Below are 18,121 nucleotides of genomic sequence, written 5' to 3' on the forward strand. Positions count from 1 at the left end.
CGGGGTACTACCCGTCACTCCGGACTTGATCCGGGGCGACGCTTTTTGGACTGGCGATTGTAGAAGGAAGAAGCGGGACCCCGGGTCAAGCCCGGGGTGACGGGTGGGGTTGGGGTTGGAACCCACACGCCGTTTGCGCTGCCTCGATCCCGTCTCCGTCCCCTACGCCCTCCGTTTGCTTCGAGCGGAGGTTCGAGCCTGTCGAGAACCGTAGTCGAGAAGGGGTGCCCCGAGAAACGCGTTCTCGACGGACGCTTCTCGACAGGCTCGAAGCTGCTCGAACCGAACGGGGGGCGTGGGAACCGGCCGGTCAGCCCTTGTGGGTGCCGCTGGGACCCGCACTCGGCGTGGGCGTCGGCACCCCGCAGGGCACGATATTCTTCGGCTCCGGTCGCGGGCCTTCGGGGGTGAACATCGCGATATAGCCGCCGGCCGAGGGCATCTTCTGCAGCTCGACCATCCGGTAGCCGACCGCCTCGAACTCGCATTTCAGCAGCGCAGGCGGGGTGCCGTGATTCTGGGTGCGGCGGTCGGCGTCGACCACCACCACGCGCCCGCCGGGGCGCAGCGAGGGGCGCAGGTTCCACAGGAAGGCGTAGGGCTCGGCGATCTCGTGGTACATGTGGACCATCAGCACCCGGTCGAAGCTGTCGACCGGCAGCTTGGCATCGTCGGGTTCGCCCAGCCGGACGCTGACATTGTCGAGGCGTTCGCGCGCGACCCGGTGCGCCAGCGCGTCGCGGATCTGCGGGATGATGTCCTCGGCCAGCACGCGGCCGTCGTCGCCGACCCGCTGTGCCAGGCGGATGGTGTAATAGCCCTCGCCCGCGCCGATATCGGCGACGGTCATGCCTGGCGCGATGCCGGCCTTGTCCATCACCAGCTCGGCCTCGTTCAGCCGGTCGCGCGCTTCCTCGGTCGACCAGCGCGCCGACACGATCGTCGCCACGGGCCGGTCGGCCTTGGGAAAGTCCGGCTTGTCCTCCCGCTGCGCATTGGCGATCGGGTTCGGCTGCGTCGCGTCGCAGCCGGCCAGAATCAGCAGCGCGGGGAGGACGGCGCGGTGCATCTCAGTCGACATCCTCGACATCGACCTTCTCGCCCGTGACCCGTTGCGACAGCGCCGCCGCCATGAACGGGTCGAGCGCACCGTCCAGCACGTCGCCGGGCGCGGTCGAGACGACGCCGGTGCGCAGGTCCTTCACCATCTGATAGGGTTGCAGGACATAGGAGCGGATCTGGTGGCCCCAGCCGATATCGGTCTTGGTCGCGTTCTCGGCATTGGCCTCCGCCTCGCGGATCGCCAGCTCGCGCTCATACAGGCGGGCGCGCAGCTGGTTATAGGCCTCGGCCTTGTTCTTGTGCTGCGACCGCTGGTTCTGGCACTGCACCACGATGCCGGTCGGGATATGGGTGATGCGCACCGCCGAATCGGTGGTGTTGATGTGCTGCCCGCCGGCGCCCGACGCGCGATAGGTGTCGATGCGCAGGTCGCTTTCGTTATACTCGACCTCGATATTGTCGTCGATCACCGGATAGACCCAGACGGACGCGAACGAGGTGTGGCGCCGTGCCGCGCTGTCATAGGGGCTGATGCGGACGAGGCGGTGGACGCCGCCCTCGGTCTTGGCGAAACCGTACGCGTTCTCGCCCTTCAGCAGCAGCGTCGCCGACTTGATGCCCGCCTGTTCGCCCGAATGCTGGTCGACCAGCTCGACCTTCAGCCCGCGGCGTTCGGCCCAGCGGGTGTACATGCGTTGCAGCATGCCGGCCCAGTCCTGGCTCTCCGTCCCGCCGGCACCGGCGTTGATCTCGATATAGGTGTCGTTGGCATCGGCCTCGCCCGACAGCAGCGCCTGCACCTTGTCGTGATCGGCACGCTTCGCGAGTTCGGCGAGGTTGGCGACGCCTTCGTCGGCCATCTCGGCATCGCCCTCGGCCTCGGCCATCTCGATCAGTTCGACCGTGTCGGACAGCTCACGCTCGATGGTGCGGGTGGCGGTGATCGCCTCGTCCAGCCGGCGGCGTTCGCGCATCACTTCCTGCGCGGCCTTGGGATCGTTCCACAATGCCTGGTCCTCGACGCGCGCGTTCAGCTCGTCCAACCGGCGCAGCGCGCGGTCCCAATCGAGGAAGCGGCGCAGCAGCGCGAGGGCATCGTTGATCTTGTCTACATGGGCTTGCGCTTCGGCGCGCATGGGGGAAACTCCGGAAAAACGTCATCAGGGGGAATGCCGCCGATATAGGGCGCGCGCTAGTAGATTCCCCCTTCGCGTTGCAAGAAGTCGCTGTCGCGCGGTTGCGCCTGTCGTTGGACCGGCGCGGCGCGGGTCGGGTCGCGGGTGACGGGCGCGCGCGCCTCGCCCAGCCGGCCGGTGGCGCGGCGCGCCTCCGTCTCGGGCTTGAACGCTTCCCAGATGATGCCGGCCTTGGGGTCGGTCGTCGGCCAGCCGCCATAGACCGGACGGCCGCTGGCGCGGTCGATGCGGACCATGCGGATGCCGGCGGGCGCGCGGAACGGCAGCACCTCCATGTCCTTGTACGCCTTGACCGCGAAGCTCTTGTAGATCGGCGCGGCGATCGTGCCGCCCTGCGCATAGCCGCCCAGATTGCGCGGCGTGTCGAAGCCCAGATACAGGCCGGCGATCATCTGCGGCGTGCCGCCGACGAACCATACGTCGGTGGGACCGGTCGAGGTGCCGGTCTTGCCCATGATCGGGCGGCCGAGATCGCGCAGGGTGGTCGCCGTGCCGCGCTGGATCACCCCCTCCATGATGTGCACCATCTGGTAGGCGCTCATCGCGTCCATGATCTGGCGCGACTTGATCTGCGGACGCGGCATCGGCTTGCCGTCCCAGTCGGGCGCGTTGCAGCCGTCGCAGGCGCGCCAGTTTTCGGGCAGGATCACCTTGCCGCGCCGGTCCTGCACGAAATCGATCACGGTGGGTTTGAGCTCGCGGCCCTGATTGGCGAGGATCGAGTACGCATTGACCATGCGCATGACCGTCGTCTCGCCCGCGCCCAGCGCATAAGAGAGGTACGGCGGGAACTTGGTGTCGCTGACGCCGACGCGCTGGATCAGGTCGTTGACCTTGTCCATGCCGGTCTGTGCGGCGGCGCGCACCGTCATCAGGTTGCGCGACTGTTCGACGCCCCAGCGCATGGTGTGCGGCCCGGCGCCGCCGCCGCCGAAGTTGCGGAAGCATTTCTGGCCCAGCCGCCCGCCCTGGTTCACGCAGAACGGGCCGTCGACGATGATCGAGGCCGGGGTCATCCCCGCCTCCAGCGCGGCGGCATAGACGATCGGCTTGATGGTCGATCCGGGCTGGCGCATCGCCTGGGTCGCGCGGTTGAACGACTGGATGCGGCTGTCGAAGCCGCCCTGCATGGCGAGGATGCGGCCGGTGCGCGGGTCCTCGACCACCATGCCGCCCGACACGCGCGGGACCGAGCGCAACGACCACTGGCTGCCGGCAGGGGCCACTGCGAGGATGTCGCCGGGCAGGATCGCGGCGAAGGCGGTGCCGCCCTGCCCCCGGACCGGCATCACCGCATTGCCGCGCGGCAGGACGCCGGTGCGCCCGTCGGCGAAACCGATCCGCGCCTCGCCGCCATCCTTGGCGATGACGATGGCGGCCTGCCAGTCCTGATAATCGATGGCGATGTTGGTGTTAAGCAACGCCGACTGCCAATTGTCCTCGTCGACCTCCAGCCGCGGCTTGTTGAGCGGGCCGGACCAGCCACGCCCCGAATCGAAGCGGATCAGGCCTGAACGCAGCGCGTCCTGCGCATCCTGCTGAATCTTCGGGTCGAGCGAGGTGCGCACCCACAGCCCGCCGGCATAGACGCTGTGCGGACCGTCCTTCGCATTCTCGCCGAACCGGTCGAGCAGCTGGCGGCGCACTTCCTCGATGAAGTAGCCGCCGGCGGTTTCCTGTCGCGGGGTCTGGCGCGGGATGGTGCCGAGCGGTTGGGCGACCGCCGCCGCACGCTGGGCCGGCGTGATGAAGCCGTTGCGCTCCATTTCGCCCAGCACCCAGTTGCGCCGGGCGATCGCGCGATCATAGCCACGTTCGGGGGTGTAATTGGACGGCCCCTTGGGCAGGATCGCCAGATAGGCCATTTGCGGCAGCGTCAGCTCGCGCAGTTCCTTGCCGAAATAGGCGTGGCTCGCCGCCTCGACGCCGAACGCGTTCCGGCCGAGCGCGATCTGGTTGAGATAGAGTTCGAGGATCTGCTGCTTGGTCAGCGCGCTTTCGATGCGATAGGCGAGCAACGCCTCCTTCGCCTTGCGGACATAGCTGACCTCGTTGGTCAGCAGCAGGTTCTTCGCCACCTGTTGCGTGATGGTCGACGCGCCGATCGGGCGGCCGCTGCGCGTCAGGTTGGTGAAGACCGCCGCCGCGATGCCGGGATAATCGACGCCGTGATGTTCGAAGAAGGTGCGATCTTCCGCCGCCAGGAACGCGCGGACCAGCAGCGGGGGATATTCGGCATAGGACAGCTGCACGCGGCGTTCGCGGGCATAGCTGTGGATCGGATCGCCCTCGATCCCCCGGACATTGGTCGGCAGCGGCGGTTCATAGGCGCGCAGCGAATCGACCGAGGGCAGCGTGCGCCACAGCAACAGCCAGATCAGGAACACGCCGATCCCGGCCAGCAGGAACGCGAAGGCCGGCAGGCGGAACCACCACCGCCGCCGGATACGGGCGAAACGGGCGCGCCAGCCTGGGCGGGCGGCGTCGGGAGTGGCTTCGGTGTCGGATACGCTCATCGCCCGCGCGGTTTAGCAGGTTTGGGCGTGGGGGAAAGCGGGGCGTTTCTTGGGCCTCGCCCCGGATACGTCATCCCAGCGAAGGCTGGGATCTCCCGGTTGTAGCATGGGACAGGAGCCGATGGAGGCCCCAGCCTGCGCTGGGGCGACGTGTGTGGCGAGAAAGCTACCGCCCCGCCCCATCCGCCACCAGCGCGTCGGACAACAACGCCCGGATGGCACGCAGTTCGGTGATGCGCGCTGCGCGGCGTGGCGCCGGGGCGACCGGCAGCGGGGCCTTGGCCTCCTGCGCCAGCAATTGCTGCACGCCGCGCACGGTATAGCCCTGTTCGCCCAGCAGGCCGTGAATGCGACGCAGCAGCGCCACATCCTCCGGCCGGTAATGGCGGCGGTCGCCGGCGCGGGTCAGCGGCTTGATCTGCGGGAAGCGCCCTTCCCAATAGCGCAGCTTGTGCTGCGGCACCCCCAGTTCGCGCGCGACCTCACCGATCGTGCGATAGGCGCCGGCCGATTTGTCGACGGGGGGCGCCAATCGGGTCCGATCAGCCCGCCGCGACGATGCGGTCGCGCATCATCTGGCTGGCACGGAAGGTGAGCACCCGCCGCGGCGCGATCGGCACCTCGACCCCGGTCTTGGGATTGCGGCCGACGCGTTCGCCCTTGTCGCGCAGGACGAAGCTGCCGAAGCCCGAAATCTTGACGTTCTCGCCCTTGGCGAGCGCCTCGCACAGATGCCCCAGAATCTGTTCGACCACGCGCGCGGAATCGGCGCGCGACAGGCCGATTTCGCGGTGCATCTCTTCGGCAAGGTCCGCGCGGGTCAGCGTGCCATCGGTTGCCATCGGTTCTGTTCCCCTTCGAAATACGACGAACCGATAGCAGGCCGTATACGAAGATTCAAAAATACGAAAGGATTACCAACGCACTACGGCGGCGCCCCAAGTAAAGCCACCCCCCATCGCCTCCAGCACGACAATATCGCCGCGCTTGATCCGCCCGTCCTTGACCGCGACGTCGAGCGCCAGGGGAACCGAGGCTGCGGACGTGTTGGCGTGCCGGTCGACGGTGACGACCACCTTTTCAGGGGCGAGGCTCAGCTTGCGCGCGGTCGCATCGAGGATGCGGGCATTGGCCTGATGCGGCACGACCCAGTCGACATCGGCCGGGGTCAGCCCGGCGAGGTCGAGCGATTCGCCCATGACGGCGGCAAGGTTGACCACCGCATGGCGGAACACTTCCTTGCCCTTCATGCGCAGCTTGCCGACGGTGCCGGTGGTCGACGGGCCGCCATCGACGTAGAGCAGCTGGTTGTGGCGACCGTCGGCGTGGAGCCGGGTCGACAGGATGCCGCGTCCGTCCGAATCGTCCTGCGCCTCGAGCACGATCGCGCCCGCGCCGTCGCCGAACAGGACGCAGGTCGTGCGATCCTCCCAGTCGAGGATGCGGCTGAAGGTTTCGGCCCCGATCACCAGCGCGCGGCGATGGACGCCGGCCCGCAGCATCGAATCGGCGACCTGCACCGCGTAGAGGAACCCCGAACAGACCGCCGCGACGTCGAACGCGACGCAATCGTCGATGCCCAAAGCCGCCTGCACCTTGGTCGCGGTCGCCGGGAAGGTCTGGTCCGGGGTGGCGGTCGCCAGCACGATCAGGTCGATCTGTCCCGGTTCCAGCCCGGCGGCGGCGATCGCGGCGCGCGCGGCATCGGTCGCCAGCGACGAGGTCGTCTCATGCTCGGCGGCGATGTGGCGGAAACGGATGCCGGTGCGCTCGACGATCCATTCGTCGGAGGTATCGACCCGCTCGGCCAGGTCGGCGTTGGAGACGCGGTTGGCGGGGAGCGCCGATCCGGTGCCGGTGACGATCGCGCGAATCATGCTGCCTGTGCCTCGATACCGGCCAGATCGCTGGCGATGCTGCGGGTGAGGTCGTCGCGCACCATCTTGGCGGCGACCTGGATCGCGTTCGACACGCCGATCGCATTGGCGCTGCCATGGCTCTTCACCACCAGCCCGTTGAGGCCGAGGAAGACCGCGCCATTATGGTTGTTGGGGTCGAGATGGTGGCGCAGCAGCTCGGTCGCCGGCTTCGAGATCAGGAACCCGATCTTCGAGCGGACCGACGAACGGAACGCCCGCTTGAGCAGGTCGGCGACGAAGCGTGCCGTCCCCTCCGCCGTCTTCAGCGCGATATTGCCGGAAAAGCCGTCGCAGACGACGACATCGACCTGCCCGCGCGACAGGCGATCGCCCTCGATATAGCCGGTGAAGGTCATCGGCAGATGCGGCGAGGCGCGCAGCGTCGCCGCCGCTTCCCGCACGCTGTCGATGCCCTTCAGCTCCTCGGTGCCGATGTTCAGCAGCGCGACGCGGGGGGATTCGAGGTCCAATGCGGTGCGGGCATAGGCGGCGCCCATCACCGCGAACTGCACGAGGTTGCGCGCATCGCATTCGGCATTGGCGCCGAGGTCGAGCATGACGAGGTCGTTGTCGCCGAGGCTCGGCAGCAACGCCGCCAGCGCCGGCCGGTCGATGCCGGGCATGGTGCGCAGCGCGAGCTTCGCCATCGCCATCAGCGCGCCGGTATTGCCCGACGACACGGCGGCGGCGGCGCGCCCCTGCTTCACCAGGTTGATGGCGATGCCCATCGACGTGGTCTTCGCCCGGCGAATCGCCTGGCTGGGCTTGTCGGAAGAACCGACAACCTCAGGCGCGTGGACGATTTCCGACGCGGCACTGAGGTTGGGATGCGATTCGAGACCGGCGCGAATCGCCGCCTCGTCGCCGACCAGCAGGAAGCGCATCGATTCGTGGCGTCGCCGTGCATGGGCGACGCCCGCCAGCATGGTGGCAAGCCCTTCGTCACCGCCCATCGCGTCGATGGCGATCCAGGACCCGTCAGCCATGCGTGCCTTCCTGTCCGGTGGAGCGGATTACGCTTCGACCGAGACGACTTCGCGACCGTTATAATGGCCGCAAGCGGTGCACAGATTGTGCGGACGCTTCAGTTCGCCGCAGTTCGGGCATTCCTGGAACGACTCGATGCTCAGCGAGTCGTGGCTGCGACGCATACCGCGCTTCGAGGGCGTGGTCTTTCTCTTGGGAACTGCCATTTCGGCACCTTTATCACTTGGGTATCAGTTGGTTTCGCGATCAACTGACGACGCGGCCCAGGCAAGTGCCGGACCGCTTTTCCGCGACCGGCGACCCGCCGGACCGGCAGACAGGCTGGTCGCGAAGCGAACCGCGCCTATAGCGTTTTCGTGCGCGGTTGCAAGCATTGGGTTGGGTTTGGCGGCCTGCCACCGAACCGTATCCCCGCGCAGGCGGGGATCCAGAGCGCCGAACGCCGGCGTGGCGCTGCTTGTCCCTGGATCCCCGCCTGCGCGGGTATGCGATATCGCGCTTACCTGGCCAGCACCTTGTCCCCCACGAACGGGTTCGTCGCGCGTTCATTGCCGAAGGTGCTGCCCGGACCATGGCCCGGCACGAACGCGACGTCATCGCCCAGCGGCCACAGCTTGGCCACGACCGAGTCGATCAGCGCCTGATGGTCCGACAGCGGAAAGTCGGTGCGACCGATCGATCCCTGGAACAGCACGTCGCCGACCAGCGCGAATCGCGCTTCTTCGTGGAAGAAGATGACATGGCCGGGCGTATGGCCCGGTGTTTCGTACACCGCGAAGCTCGCCTCCCCCACAGTGACCGTGTCGCCTTCGACCAGCCAGCGGTCGGGTTCGAACGGGACGCCGCGCAGGCCCCAGCGCTTGCCGTCCTCGTCCAGCCGCGCGATCCAGAAGCGGTCCGCCTCGTGCGGGCCCTCGATCGGTACGCCCAGCTGTTCGGCCAGCGGCTTCGCCTCGCCGCAATGGTCGATATGGCCGTGGGTCAGGATGATCTTTTCGATAGTCACACCCTGCTGCTCGGCGGCGGCGAGCAGGCGCGGCAGGTCGCCGCCGGGATCGACGAACGCCCCGCGCATCGTCTTCGTACACCATATCAGCGTGCAATTCTGCTGGAGCGGGGTGACGGGCACGATCGCCGCGCGGATCGGGGATGGGGTCATGCCGCCGCCTTATCGTTTTCGGGCTGATCCGGCAAAGCCGGATCAGGCGGCACCGGCCCGCTCCCCCACCCGACCACCCAATCAGGATACGCTGTGGGTGGTCGGGTGGGGGAGCGGGCCGGTACCGCGTCCACGAAAGTGGAGCAGCTTTAATCCCGCGTACACAAAGCACCGTCACAATGCTTGCCCCGCGCGCGCGCAACCGGCAAGCGTGGGGGAATGTTCGACACCACCTGGCCTTTCGTGCTGTTCGACGATGCCCGGCCGGGCGGAACCGCACGGCTGTACCGTGCACCCGGCCGGATCATCCGCGCCGATCGGGTGGAGGAGGTCGCCGATGCGCTGGCGCAGGTGCAGGCGACGACGGCGGCGGGCGAGAGCGTCGCGGGCTATATGACCTACGAGGCCGGCGCCGCGCTGGTGCCGGGTGCGCCGGTGCGGGCCGGCGACGGCCCGCTGCTGTGGTTCGGCGTGTTCGACACGACGGAGACGATCGACGTCGCCACCGCCCTGCCCGATCCGGCCGGGGCGTGGATCGGATCGGTCGCGCCGGGCATCGCCGCCGATGCCTATGCCAGGCGCTGTGCCGACATTCTCGACCTGATCGCGGCGGGCGATATCTATCAGGCGAACCTGACCTTCGGGGCGCAGGTCCCGGTGGTCGGCGATCCGATGGCGCTCTATGCCGCGATTCGACCGCGCGCCGCCGCCGGGCATGGCGCGGTGGTATGGACCGGCAGCGACTGGCTGCTGTCCTTTTCGCCCGAGCTGTTCTTTTCGGTCGAACGGGGGCGGATCACCGCGCGGCCGATGAAGGGCACCGCGACGCGCGATCCCGATCCGGTGCGCGACCGCGCCGCGGCGCAGGCATTGGCAAGCGACCCCAAGCAGCGCGCCGAAAACCTGATGATCGTCGACCTGATGCGCAACGACCTGTCGCGTGTCGGCGTGGCCGGCAGCGTGCGCGTGCCCGAGCAGTTCGTCGTCGAAACCTATCCGAGCATCCACCAGCTGATCTCGTCGGTGACCGCCGATCTGGCGCCGGGTAGGCACGCGGTCGATGCGCTGGCGGCGTTGTTCCCGTGCGGATCGATCACCGGCGCGCCCAAGCGTCGCGCGATGCAGGCGATCGATGCGGTCGAACAGCGTGCACGCGGCATCTACACCGGGGCGATCGGCTGGATCGACGGCGATGGCGACGCATCGTTCAACGTCGCGATCCGCACGCTGCGCCTGCCCGCCGGCAGCGCGAACGCGACGCTGGGACTGGGATCGGGCGTCGTCGCCGATTCGGTCGCCGAGGCCGAATGGCATGAATGCCTCGCCAAGGCGCGCTTCCTCGACGTCACGCCGACGCCGATCGACCTGATCGAGACGATGGCGTTCGACCCGCATGGCGGCATGCCGCTGCTCGAGCGGCATCTGGCGCGGATGACCGAGAGCGCGCGGGCGCTGGGGTTCGCGTTCGATCGCCATGCGACGCGCAACGAATTGCAGGCGGCGACCTTCCGCTTGCGCGAAGCGTCGCGGGTGCGGCTGCTGCTGTCGCGCAGCGGGGCGATCGCGGTCGACGTGACGCCGTTGCCGCCCGCGCTGGCCGGGCCGGTCGATGTCGCGGTGGCACGCCTGCCGCTAGACCGCCGCGACCTGCGCCTCGCGCACAAGACCAGCGACCGCCGCTTCTGGCCCGCGCCGCCGCCCGGCTGTTTCGAGACGATCTTCGTCGGCGAGGATGGCGAGCTGACCGAGGGCAGCTTCACCTCGATCTTCGTCGGTGGTGGGGCACAGTTGCTGACCCCGCCGCTCGACCGGGGGCTGCTGCCCGGCGTGCTGCGCGCGGAGCTGATCGCACGGGGCGAGGCGGTCGAGATGCCGCTGACCCTCGCCGATCTTGCGCAAGGATTTTACATCGGCAACGCGGTTCGCGGATTGATTCGTGCGCGCTTGGTTGCAGATGCGAACATTGGGGCGTAAGGGCGCGTCCACCTGTTCCTTCTCAGCATCGGACGTCCCATGAAGCCCTCCGCCGCGCTCGACCGCATCAACCCGTCGCCGACCCTCGCCATCACGTCGAAGGTGCTCGAACTGAAGCGGCAGGGCGTCGACGTCATTGGCCTGGGCGCGGGCGAACCCGATTTCGACACGCCCGATTTCGTGAAGGACGCCGCGATCGAGGCGATCCGCGCCGGCAAGACCAAATATACCAATGTCGACGGCACCGTCGAGCTGAAGGACGCGATCATCGCGAAGTTCAAGCGCGACAACGGCCTGACCTATGCCGCGAACCAGATCAGCGTGAATGTCGGCGGCAAGCACACGCTGTTCAACGCGCTGGTCGCGACGGTCGATGCGGGGGACGAGGTGATCGTGCCCGCGCCCTATTGGGTCAGCTACCCCGACGTCGTGCAGTTCGCGGGCGGGACGCCGGTGTTCATCGCGGCCGGCGCCGACCAGAATTACAAGATCACCCCCGAACAGCTCGATGCCGCGATCACCGAGAAGACGAAGTGGGTCATCCTCAATTCGCCATCCAACCCGACCGGCGCGGGCTATACCCGCGACGAGCTGCGCGAACTGGGCAAGGTGCTGGAGCGGCATCCGCATGTGTGGATCTTCGCCGACGATATGTACGAGCATATCGTCTATCCCGGCTTCGAATTCGCGACGATCGCCGAGGTCAACCCGGCGCTGTACGACCGCACGCTGACGGTGAACGGCTGTTCGAAGGCCTATGCCATGACCGGCTGGCGCATCGGCTATGCTGCGGGCGCGGCATGGCTGATCAAGGCGATGGCCAAGCTGCAGTCGCAATCGACCAGCAATCCCTGTTCGATCGCGCAGGCCGCCGCCGTCGCCGCGCTGAATGGCGACCAGTCGTTCCTGGCCGAACGCAACGCCGCGTTCCAGCGGCGGCGCGACCTGGTCGTCGCCGAGCTGAATGCGATTCCCGGCATCACCTGCCCGACGCCCGAAGGCGCCTTCTATGTCTATCCCGACATCTCCGGGCTGATCGGCAAGACGACTCCGGCGGGCAAGCGGATCGACACCGACGAGGATTTCGTCGGCTATCTGCTGGAGGACGCCAGGGTCGCGGCGGTGCAGGGCGCGGCGTTCGGCCTGTCGCCCGCGATGCGGATCAGCTATGCCACGTCGGACGAACTGCTGGCCGAAGCGTGCGCCCGCATCCGGTCGGCGTGCGCCGCGCTCAAGTAATTACGCCGTAGAAACGGACTGTTAGGGCATCGTCCCTATCACCACGACAGTTGTGATAGGGACTGCATGCTGCTCGATATTTCCACCCTGTACATCATGGTCGCGCTGTGTTCGGTCGTGGCCGGGATCGTGCATCTGACGGCAGCGGCCGGCGGGCGGTTCGATTCTTGGGCCAAGTGGTGGGGTGTCGGGCATGTCCTGCTGGGGGCGAGCGCGGTCGCGCCGCTGCTGCGTCCGCTGCACCTTCCCGGATTGATCAATATCGGCAACGCGATCGCCGCGACCAGCTATGGCCTGATCTATATCGGCATGCGCCGCTTCGCCGACCCTTCCGAGCGTCTGTGGCCATGGATCGCGATCGCCAGCATCGTCGCCCTGCCGATGCTGCTATGGTCCGGTCCCGTCGATGCCGGATATCGCATCGCCTATCTGAATGTCGTCCGCTCGCTGTTCGACGTGGCGACGGTCGTCGTCGCCGTCCGCATCGCCCGGCAGGAGGCGTTGCGTACCGGATGGATCGTGGCGGTGATGTTCACGATGACGGTGCCGATGTTCCTCGGGCGGGCATGGTTTGCCGTTACCGGCCAGCTCGGCCCCGAACCCACCGGCATGCATGGCGGACCCGCGGCATGGCTGGCGGCCGGCGCGGTCGCGTTCATCATGTTCCGCGGCTTTTCGCTGATGACGATGGATGCGGAGCGGTGCGAACAGCGGCTGGCGACGCTGGCCGAGCGTGACGGGCTGACCGGTGCCGGCAACCGCACCGCGTTCGACCGGGCACGCATCGGCTGGCGCGGCGACGGTGCGGTGCTGATGCTCGACCTCAACCGGTTCAAGGCGCTGAACGACCGCCATGGCCATGCCACCGGCGACGCGGCGCTGCGCATCGCGACCCGGGCGGCGGTGGCGTCGATCGCGATGACCGGGCGCGTGTTCCGCTGGGGCGGCGACGAGTTCGTCTGCGTCCTGCCAGGCATCGACGCCGCCGATGCCGAAGCGATCGCCGCCGGAATCGTCGCCCGGTTCGACCAGGGCATGTCCGCGCTGCTCGGCCCCGGCCATGCCACCGGCGTCAGCATCGGATGGGCGGCGGGATCGTTCGAGACGCTCGACCACCTGATTACCCAGGCCGACCGCCTGATGTATGTCGACAAGCATCGCAGCCGTGCCCGCGCGTCGATTGCGCAACGCAGCGTTGCCGATCCCGCACCCTCGCCGCCCTTGATTTCGCAGTCGCAACATGGTTGAGGCTGTGCGCAACATGAACGGACGCGCCAGCGTCGGTTCAGCCCCGCAAACCTATATCTTGCATCGAACATTGGGCGGCACCGCTGAGGCGGCTCCGCCGGACGCCGCGAACCATACGGGGGAGCGGCCGGGCAAGAGGATGAGACAGATGACCGCCAAGCGCACCGGATTCCTTCGCCATTTCATCAGCGGCTTCGCGCTGGGTGCCGTCGCGCTGGTCGCGGTGCAGGTGGCCGATCGCAGCGACGCGAAGTCGGTCCGTGCCGCACCGGCGGTGGTCGAACGCATCGGTTGATCTGGCGGTGCGCGGTTGCGCACCCCATCTTGGTTCCCGGTCCGCCCGAGGAACCTTTGCCATGAAGTTTCTGCTGCCCGTCGCCATCGCCGCCATCGGCGTGGGCGCCCTGTCTATCCCGCCGGCGACTGCCGAACGCGCGGTTCCGATCCCCACCGTCGTCAGCGACGTGCCGCCGACCCCGGGCCTTGCCACCGCGGTACTCGCCGGCGGCTGCTTCTGGGGGATGGAGGCGGTGTTCGAACGGGTGAAGGGCGTCAAATCGGTCGTCAGCGGCTATGCCGGCGGCACGCGCCAGACCGCCACCTACGACCAGGTATCGACCGAGCGTACCGGCCATGCCGAGGCGATTCGCATCACCTACGACCCGCGCGTCGTCAGCTATGGCACGCTGCTGCGGCTCTATTTCTCGGTCGCGCACGATCCGACGCAGGTGAACGGGCAGTACCCCGATTCGGGGCCGAGCTATCGCTCCGCCATCTTCCCGCAAAACCCGTCGCAGGCGCTGACCGCGCGGCGCTACATCGCGCAGCTGACGCGGGCGAAGGCGTTTCCGAAGCCGATCGCGACGAAGGTCGAAACCGGCGCCTTCTATCCCGCCGAGGCCTATCATCAGGATTTCGCCCGGCGGAACCCGTCGCATCCGTACATCATGCGATGGGACCGGCCGAAGGTGGCCGCAGCGAAGGCGGCCTATCCGGGGCTGGTCGGGTAGAAGAATAGGGGTTCGCGCGGAGGCGCGGAGACGCGGAGGAGGTTGCGTTTGCTGCAACCCGATCGCGCAGCGATCTGTTTTCTGAATAGCTGCCACGGGGATGAAGGGTTCCGCTGACGCGGAACGGCAGGAAAGCCGCAACCTCCTCCGCGCCTCCGCGCCTCCGCGCGAACCACTTTTCTACAACAATCCCAACGCCATCAGCTCGCCGATCAGCCGCGGCGGCAGTTCGTCCGCGCCGCTGCCCTCCCCGCCCAGATCGGCGGGCGCGTCGGCCTCCTCGAGATAGCGCCAGCCCTGATGCGCGCGCTTCGGCCGGGCCTCCACCAGCACCAGCTTGGGTCCGAGATGGATCGCGACCCGCCCGCCCTCCGCCTCACCGAAGCCAAGGATCGGCGAGCGCGCGACGAGGCGGTGCTTCAGGATCCAGAACAGCGATCCGCCTTCGATCTCGGCGGCGCGTTTGGGCAGGTAGCGGGTGGTCAGGAACCCGCCCTCGGCATGGCGCGTCGCCAGCCGGTCGGCGAGTTGTTCGACCGATTCGATAGCGAAGGCGACTTTGGTCAGATGGAGCGGCACGCGCCCCAGATGGGAAGTGCCGGCGTCCGCCTCAACCAGTCAGTCCGCTGACGGTCGCAAGCCCCAGGAAAACCAGGAACCCCATCGAATCGGTGGTCATGGTGACGAAGATCGACGACGCGACCGCCGGGTCGGCGTTGAACCGGTCGAGCGTCAGCGGCACGAACACGCCCGCGAACCCGGCGATAACGACGTTCAGCAGCATCGCGCTGCCGATCACCGCCCCCAGCTGCGGATTGCCGAACCACAGGGTCACGCCGGTACCGATCAGCGCGGCGACGGTCGCACCGTTCATCAGCGCGATGATCATCTCGCGCCGGATCGCGCGCACCGTGTTCGACTGGGTCAGCTGGTTGGTGGCAAGCGCGCGGACGGTGACCGCCATGGTCTGCGTACCGGCATTCCCGCCGAGGCCGGCGACGATCGGCATCAGCGCGGCCAGCGTCACCATCTTATCGATCGTCGCGCCGAACGCGCCGATGATCGTCGCCGGCAACAGCGCGGTGATGAGGTTGGTGATGAGCCAGCGCACGCGCGCCTTGTACGAATCGCGGATCGGTTCGTTGATGTCGCCTTCGCCGGCCCCCGACAGCAGCAGCGCGTCCTCGCCCGCTTCGGCCTGGATGATGTGGACCACGTCGTCGACGGTGATCATCCCGACCAGCCGCCCGCCGCCATCGACCACGGCGGCGGAGATCAGCGCATATTTCTGAAAGCGCAGCGCGACCTCTTCCTGGTCCATGTCGACCGGGATCAGCGTCTGTTCGCGCGCCATGACGTCGCCGATCGCGACCGAGCGCGGGGTGCGGAGAATCCACGACAGCTGGCAGGTACCGACCGGCTTGTGCGCCGGATCGACCACGAAGATTTCCCAGAAATCGGTCGTCAGCACATCGTCGGCACGCAGATAGTCGAGCGCGTCGCCGACGGTCCAGTGTTCGGGCACCGCGACCAGCTCGCGCTGCATCAGGCGGCCGGCGGATTCCTCGGGGTAGGACAGCGCCTCCTCGATCGCGGCACGGTCGTCAGGGTCGAGCGCGCGCAGCACCGCGCGCTGTTCGGCATCGTCGAGGTCCTCGATGATCGCGACGGCGTCGTCGGTGTCGAGCTGGGCGGCGAGATCGGCGACCTGGGTCGCGGTCAGTGCCTCGATCACCGCGTCGCGGACCCAGTCGTTCATCTCCGCCAGCACATCGCCGTTCAGCCGTTCGGCGATGGCGGCGGCCAGCGCGGCGCGCTGTTCGCCGGGCACCAGTTCGAACAGGTCGGCGAGGTCGGCGGGGTGTAGCGGTTCGACCAGCTCGCGCGCGGCCTCGTCATCGCCGCGGTCGACCGCCTCGCACACGGCACGGACGAATTCGGGCTTCAGCCGGTCGTCCTCGTCCAGTTCGCTGGTCGTATCGGGAAGGTCGAGTTCGGTCATGGTCGCAACCCTCCTTCTGGCGCAGTCGGTTCCCGCTGTAGCCATGCTGCACCGCCGTGCCAACGCCTGTGCGGTTGTCCTTAGCCGTTCGAACCCCTAGCTAGACCCCGACTTTCAAGGAGCTTTCAATGGCCGATACCCCCAGCACGCTCGTGATGACGCTCGATACCGGCGAAGTCCGCATCAAGCTGCGCCCCGACCTCGCGCCCAACCATGTCGCGCAAATCGTCAAGCTGGCCGATTCGGGCTTTTATGACGGCGTGCCGTTCCACCGGGTGATCGACGGCTTCATGGCGCAGGGCGGCGACGGTGGTCGCGGTGACGGCACCGGCGGGTCGAAGGAACCGAACCTCAAGCAGGAATTCAACGCCGAACCGCATGTCCGCGGCGTATGTTCGATGGCGCGGACGATGGACCCGAACTCGGCCAACAGCCAGTTCTTCATCTGCCTCGACGATGCGACCTTCCTCGACCGCCAGTACACGGTGTGGGGCGTGGTCGAGAGCGGCATGGACGCCGTCGATGCGCTGCCCAAGGGCGAGCCGCCGCGCAACCCGGGCAAGATCGTGACCGCGCGCTCGGAAGCGTAGACGCCTTCCGCCGCCCCCCCCATCCGTCATCCCGGCGCAGGCCGGGATCCATGGATGGGGGGACGGTTGCGAACCATCGACAACATCCGACACAATGGATTCCGGCCTTCGCCGGAATGACGGGTGTTCCCCCCCCCTACTCCGCCGGCGCGTCCAGCGCCTTGACCAGCCAGTCGTGGAACAGCTTCGCCGGCCGTTGCTGTAACATGCGCGGGCGGCACACGAACCAATGGCTGTAGGTCGAATCGACCGCCATATCGAACAGTGGCACCAGCCGGTCGTCGCGCGCGGTTTCGAAATGCGATTCCAGCATGAAGGCGACGCCCAGCCCCTGTGCGGCGGCCTCCAGCATCAACGTGCCCGAATCGAACCGGTCGATCGCCACCGGCTCCACGTCCGGCACGCCGGCCGCGTGCATCCAGTTGGCGAAGGTGTCGGGCATGTCGCGGTGGATCAGCGCGGTGTGCTGCGCCAGTTGTGACGGATCGGTGATCGGCGTGCGATCGATCAACGCCCGCCCGGCGATCGCGTAGATCCGGTTGCGGTCGAGTCGCCGCGCATAGAATGCCGGGTCGATCGCATGATCGAGCACGATCGCGACGTCGATCCCCTCGCCCAGCCGGCCAAGCCCGTGATGCGCGGTGTCGAAATCGAGATGCAGTTCGGGATGCTGGTCGTGCAGATCGCCCATGCGCGGCATCAGCCGCTGGATCGCGAACAGCGGCAGGACGCCCAGCCGCAGGCGCAGCACCTCCACCGCGCCCGACATCTGCTCCACCGCGTCCGACAGCGTGTCGAGCGCGCCCGAGAGCAGCGCCAGCAGCCGCTCGCCATCGTCGTTCAGCCGCAGCGCCTGGTGCCGGCGTTCGAACAGCGGCTTGCCGATGAAGCGTTCGAGCGCCTGCACCCGGCGGCTGAGCGCGGGCGAGGACAGCGCCAGTTCGTCGGCGGCAAGCTTGACCGAGCCGAGGCGCGCGACATGCACGAACGCTTCGATCGCGGTGAGAGGAGGAAGGCGACGCATCCGATACCCTGAAACCTGGTTGCGGTGCGGTACACGCTGCACCGCAAGCGTGTCACTTACAACGATACGGAGGGATGGTGTTGCATTTTATGCAATGCGAATTGATTTGTTCGCACTTGCACAAAAAGACGCCGCACCGCACATAGGGCGTGCCTTTCAGGCATCCTCTCCTAAAAACTTTCCGGCCGGTCGTTT

At 67.6% G+C, this 18,121-nt stretch carries 18 protein-coding genes; 6 read left to right on the plus strand and 12 right to left on the minus strand.

Annotated features, from left to right (window positions below):
- Positions 1 to 310: 310 nt before the first annotated feature.
- The 9 genes from CA237_RS01505 to CA237_RS01545 all read right to left on the minus strand — a co-directional run bounded on the left by CA237_RS01505 (position 311) and on the right by CA237_RS01545 (position 8,839).
- Positions 311 to 1,081, minus strand: a complete 771-nt coding sequence (locus CA237_RS01505; protein WP_241215406.1) for a methyltransferase domain-containing protein — start codon at positions 1,079 to 1,081, stop codon at positions 311 to 313.
- Positions 1,071 to 2,198 (minus strand): peptide chain release factor 2, encoded by a 1,128-nt coding sequence (gene prfB, locus CA237_RS01510; RefSeq protein ID WP_066692462.1) that lies wholly within the window; start codon positions 2,196 to 2,198, stop codon positions 1,071 to 1,073. The genes CA237_RS01505 and prfB overlap by 11 nt, the downstream gene beginning before the upstream one ends.
- Positions 2,199 to 2,254: 56 nt before the next feature.
- The gene (locus tag CA237_RS01515) at positions 2,255 to 4,774 is read right to left on the minus strand and encodes a PBP1A family penicillin-binding protein (protein ID WP_066692465.1); all 2,520 of its coding nucleotides are present in this window, start codon (positions 4,772 to 4,774) and stop codon (positions 2,255 to 2,257) included.
- A 166-nt stretch (positions 4,775 to 4,940) separates the two neighbouring features.
- The gene (locus CA237_RS01520; protein ID WP_066692467.1) at positions 4,941 to 5,306 is read right to left on the minus strand and encodes a MerR family transcriptional regulator; all 366 of its coding nucleotides are present in this window, start codon (positions 5,304 to 5,306) and stop codon (positions 4,941 to 4,943) included.
- A gap of 10 nt (positions 5,307 to 5,316) precedes the next feature.
- Positions 5,317 to 5,616: an integration host factor subunit alpha gene (locus CA237_RS01525; RefSeq protein WP_066692468.1), complete on the minus strand. Its 300-nt coding sequence runs from the start codon at positions 5,614 to 5,616 to the stop codon at positions 5,317 to 5,319.
- A gap of 72 nt (positions 5,617 to 5,688) precedes the next feature.
- A complete protein-coding gene (locus CA237_RS01530) occupies positions 5,689 to 6,651 on the minus strand; it encodes a beta-ketoacyl-ACP synthase III (RefSeq protein ID WP_066692470.1) in 963 nt (320 codons plus the stop codon).
- Positions 6,648 to 7,679, minus strand: a complete 1,032-nt coding sequence (gene plsX, locus CA237_RS01535) for a phosphate acyltransferase PlsX (protein ID WP_066692471.1) — start codon at positions 7,677 to 7,679, stop codon at positions 6,648 to 6,650. Before plsX ends, CA237_RS01530 begins: the two co-directional genes overlap by 4 nt.
- A gap of 27 nt (positions 7,680 to 7,706) precedes the next feature.
- On the minus strand, positions 7,707 to 7,886 hold the full coding sequence (rpmF, locus tag CA237_RS01540; RefSeq protein ID WP_066692472.1) for a 50S ribosomal protein L32: 180 nt from the start codon (positions 7,884 to 7,886) through the stop codon (positions 7,707 to 7,709).
- A 293-nt stretch (positions 7,887 to 8,179) separates the two neighbouring features.
- Positions 8,180 to 8,839 carry an MBL fold metallo-hydrolase gene (locus CA237_RS01545; RefSeq protein ID WP_066692474.1) on the minus strand — a complete coding sequence of 220 codons (660 nt, stop codon included), beginning with the start codon at positions 8,837 to 8,839 and terminating at the stop codon, positions 8,180 to 8,182.
- A gap of 219 nt (positions 8,840 to 9,058) precedes the next feature.
- On the opposite strand from CA237_RS01545, the gene pabB reads away from it, so the two are divergent.
- The 5 genes from pabB to msrA all read left to right on the plus strand — a co-directional run bounded on the left by pabB (position 9,059) and on the right by msrA (position 14,310).
- Positions 9,059 to 10,813, plus strand: coding sequence for an aminodeoxychorismate synthase component I (pabB, locus tag CA237_RS01550; RefSeq protein WP_198158591.1), 1,755 nt, complete (start codon positions 9,059 to 9,061; stop codon positions 10,811 to 10,813).
- Positions 10,814 to 10,852: 39 nt separating this feature from the next.
- On the plus strand, positions 10,853 to 12,052 hold the full coding sequence (locus CA237_RS01555) for a pyridoxal phosphate-dependent aminotransferase (protein ID WP_066692477.1): 1,200 nt from the start codon (positions 10,853 to 10,855) through the stop codon (positions 12,050 to 12,052).
- 66 nt (positions 12,053 to 12,118) lie between these two features.
- A complete protein-coding gene (locus tag CA237_RS01560) occupies positions 12,119 to 13,300 on the plus strand; it encodes a diguanylate cyclase (RefSeq protein ID WP_066692479.1) in 1,182 nt (393 codons plus the stop codon).
- Between the two features lie 148 nt (positions 13,301 to 13,448).
- On the plus strand, positions 13,449 to 13,595 hold the full coding sequence (locus CA237_RS19530; protein WP_157092776.1) for a hypothetical protein: 147 nt from the start codon (positions 13,449 to 13,451) through the stop codon (positions 13,593 to 13,595).
- 61 nt (positions 13,596 to 13,656) lie between these two features.
- Positions 13,657 to 14,310, plus strand: a complete 654-nt coding sequence (gene msrA / locus CA237_RS01565) for a peptide-methionine (S)-S-oxide reductase MsrA (protein ID WP_066692489.1) — start codon at positions 13,657 to 13,659, stop codon at positions 14,308 to 14,310.
- Between the two features lie 180 nt (positions 14,311 to 14,490).
- Here the strand turns inward: msrA and CA237_RS01570 are convergent, their stop codons facing one another.
- On the minus strand, positions 14,491 to 14,889 hold the full coding sequence (locus CA237_RS01570; RefSeq protein WP_066692492.1) for a DUF1489 domain-containing protein: 399 nt from the start codon (positions 14,887 to 14,889) through the stop codon (positions 14,491 to 14,493).
- A 31-nt stretch (positions 14,890 to 14,920) separates the two neighbouring features.
- The gene (gene mgtE / locus CA237_RS01575) at positions 14,921 to 16,312 is read right to left on the minus strand and encodes a magnesium transporter (protein WP_066692495.1); all 1,392 of its coding nucleotides are present in this window, start codon (positions 16,310 to 16,312) and stop codon (positions 14,921 to 14,923) included.
- A 128-nt stretch (positions 16,313 to 16,440) separates the two neighbouring features.
- Here mgtE and CA237_RS01580 point away from each other — a divergent pair, with 128 nt between their 5' ends.
- On the plus strand, positions 16,441 to 16,902 hold the full coding sequence (locus tag CA237_RS01580) for a peptidylprolyl isomerase (protein WP_066692505.1): 462 nt from the start codon (positions 16,441 to 16,443) through the stop codon (positions 16,900 to 16,902).
- A 136-nt stretch (positions 16,903 to 17,038) separates the two neighbouring features.
- Here CA237_RS01580 and CA237_RS01585 read toward each other — a convergent pair whose 3' ends face one another.
- The gene (locus tag CA237_RS01585; protein WP_126012505.1) at positions 17,039 to 17,926 is read right to left on the minus strand and encodes a LysR substrate-binding domain-containing protein; all 888 of its coding nucleotides are present in this window, start codon (positions 17,924 to 17,926) and stop codon (positions 17,039 to 17,041) included.
- Positions 17,927 to 18,121: the final 195 nt, after the last annotated feature.

The sequence above is a fragment of the Sphingomonas sp. ABOLH genome (assembly GCF_003951715.1).
Lineage (GTDB): Bacteria > Pseudomonadota > Alphaproteobacteria > Sphingomonadales > Sphingomonadaceae > Sphingomonas > Sphingomonas hankookensis_A.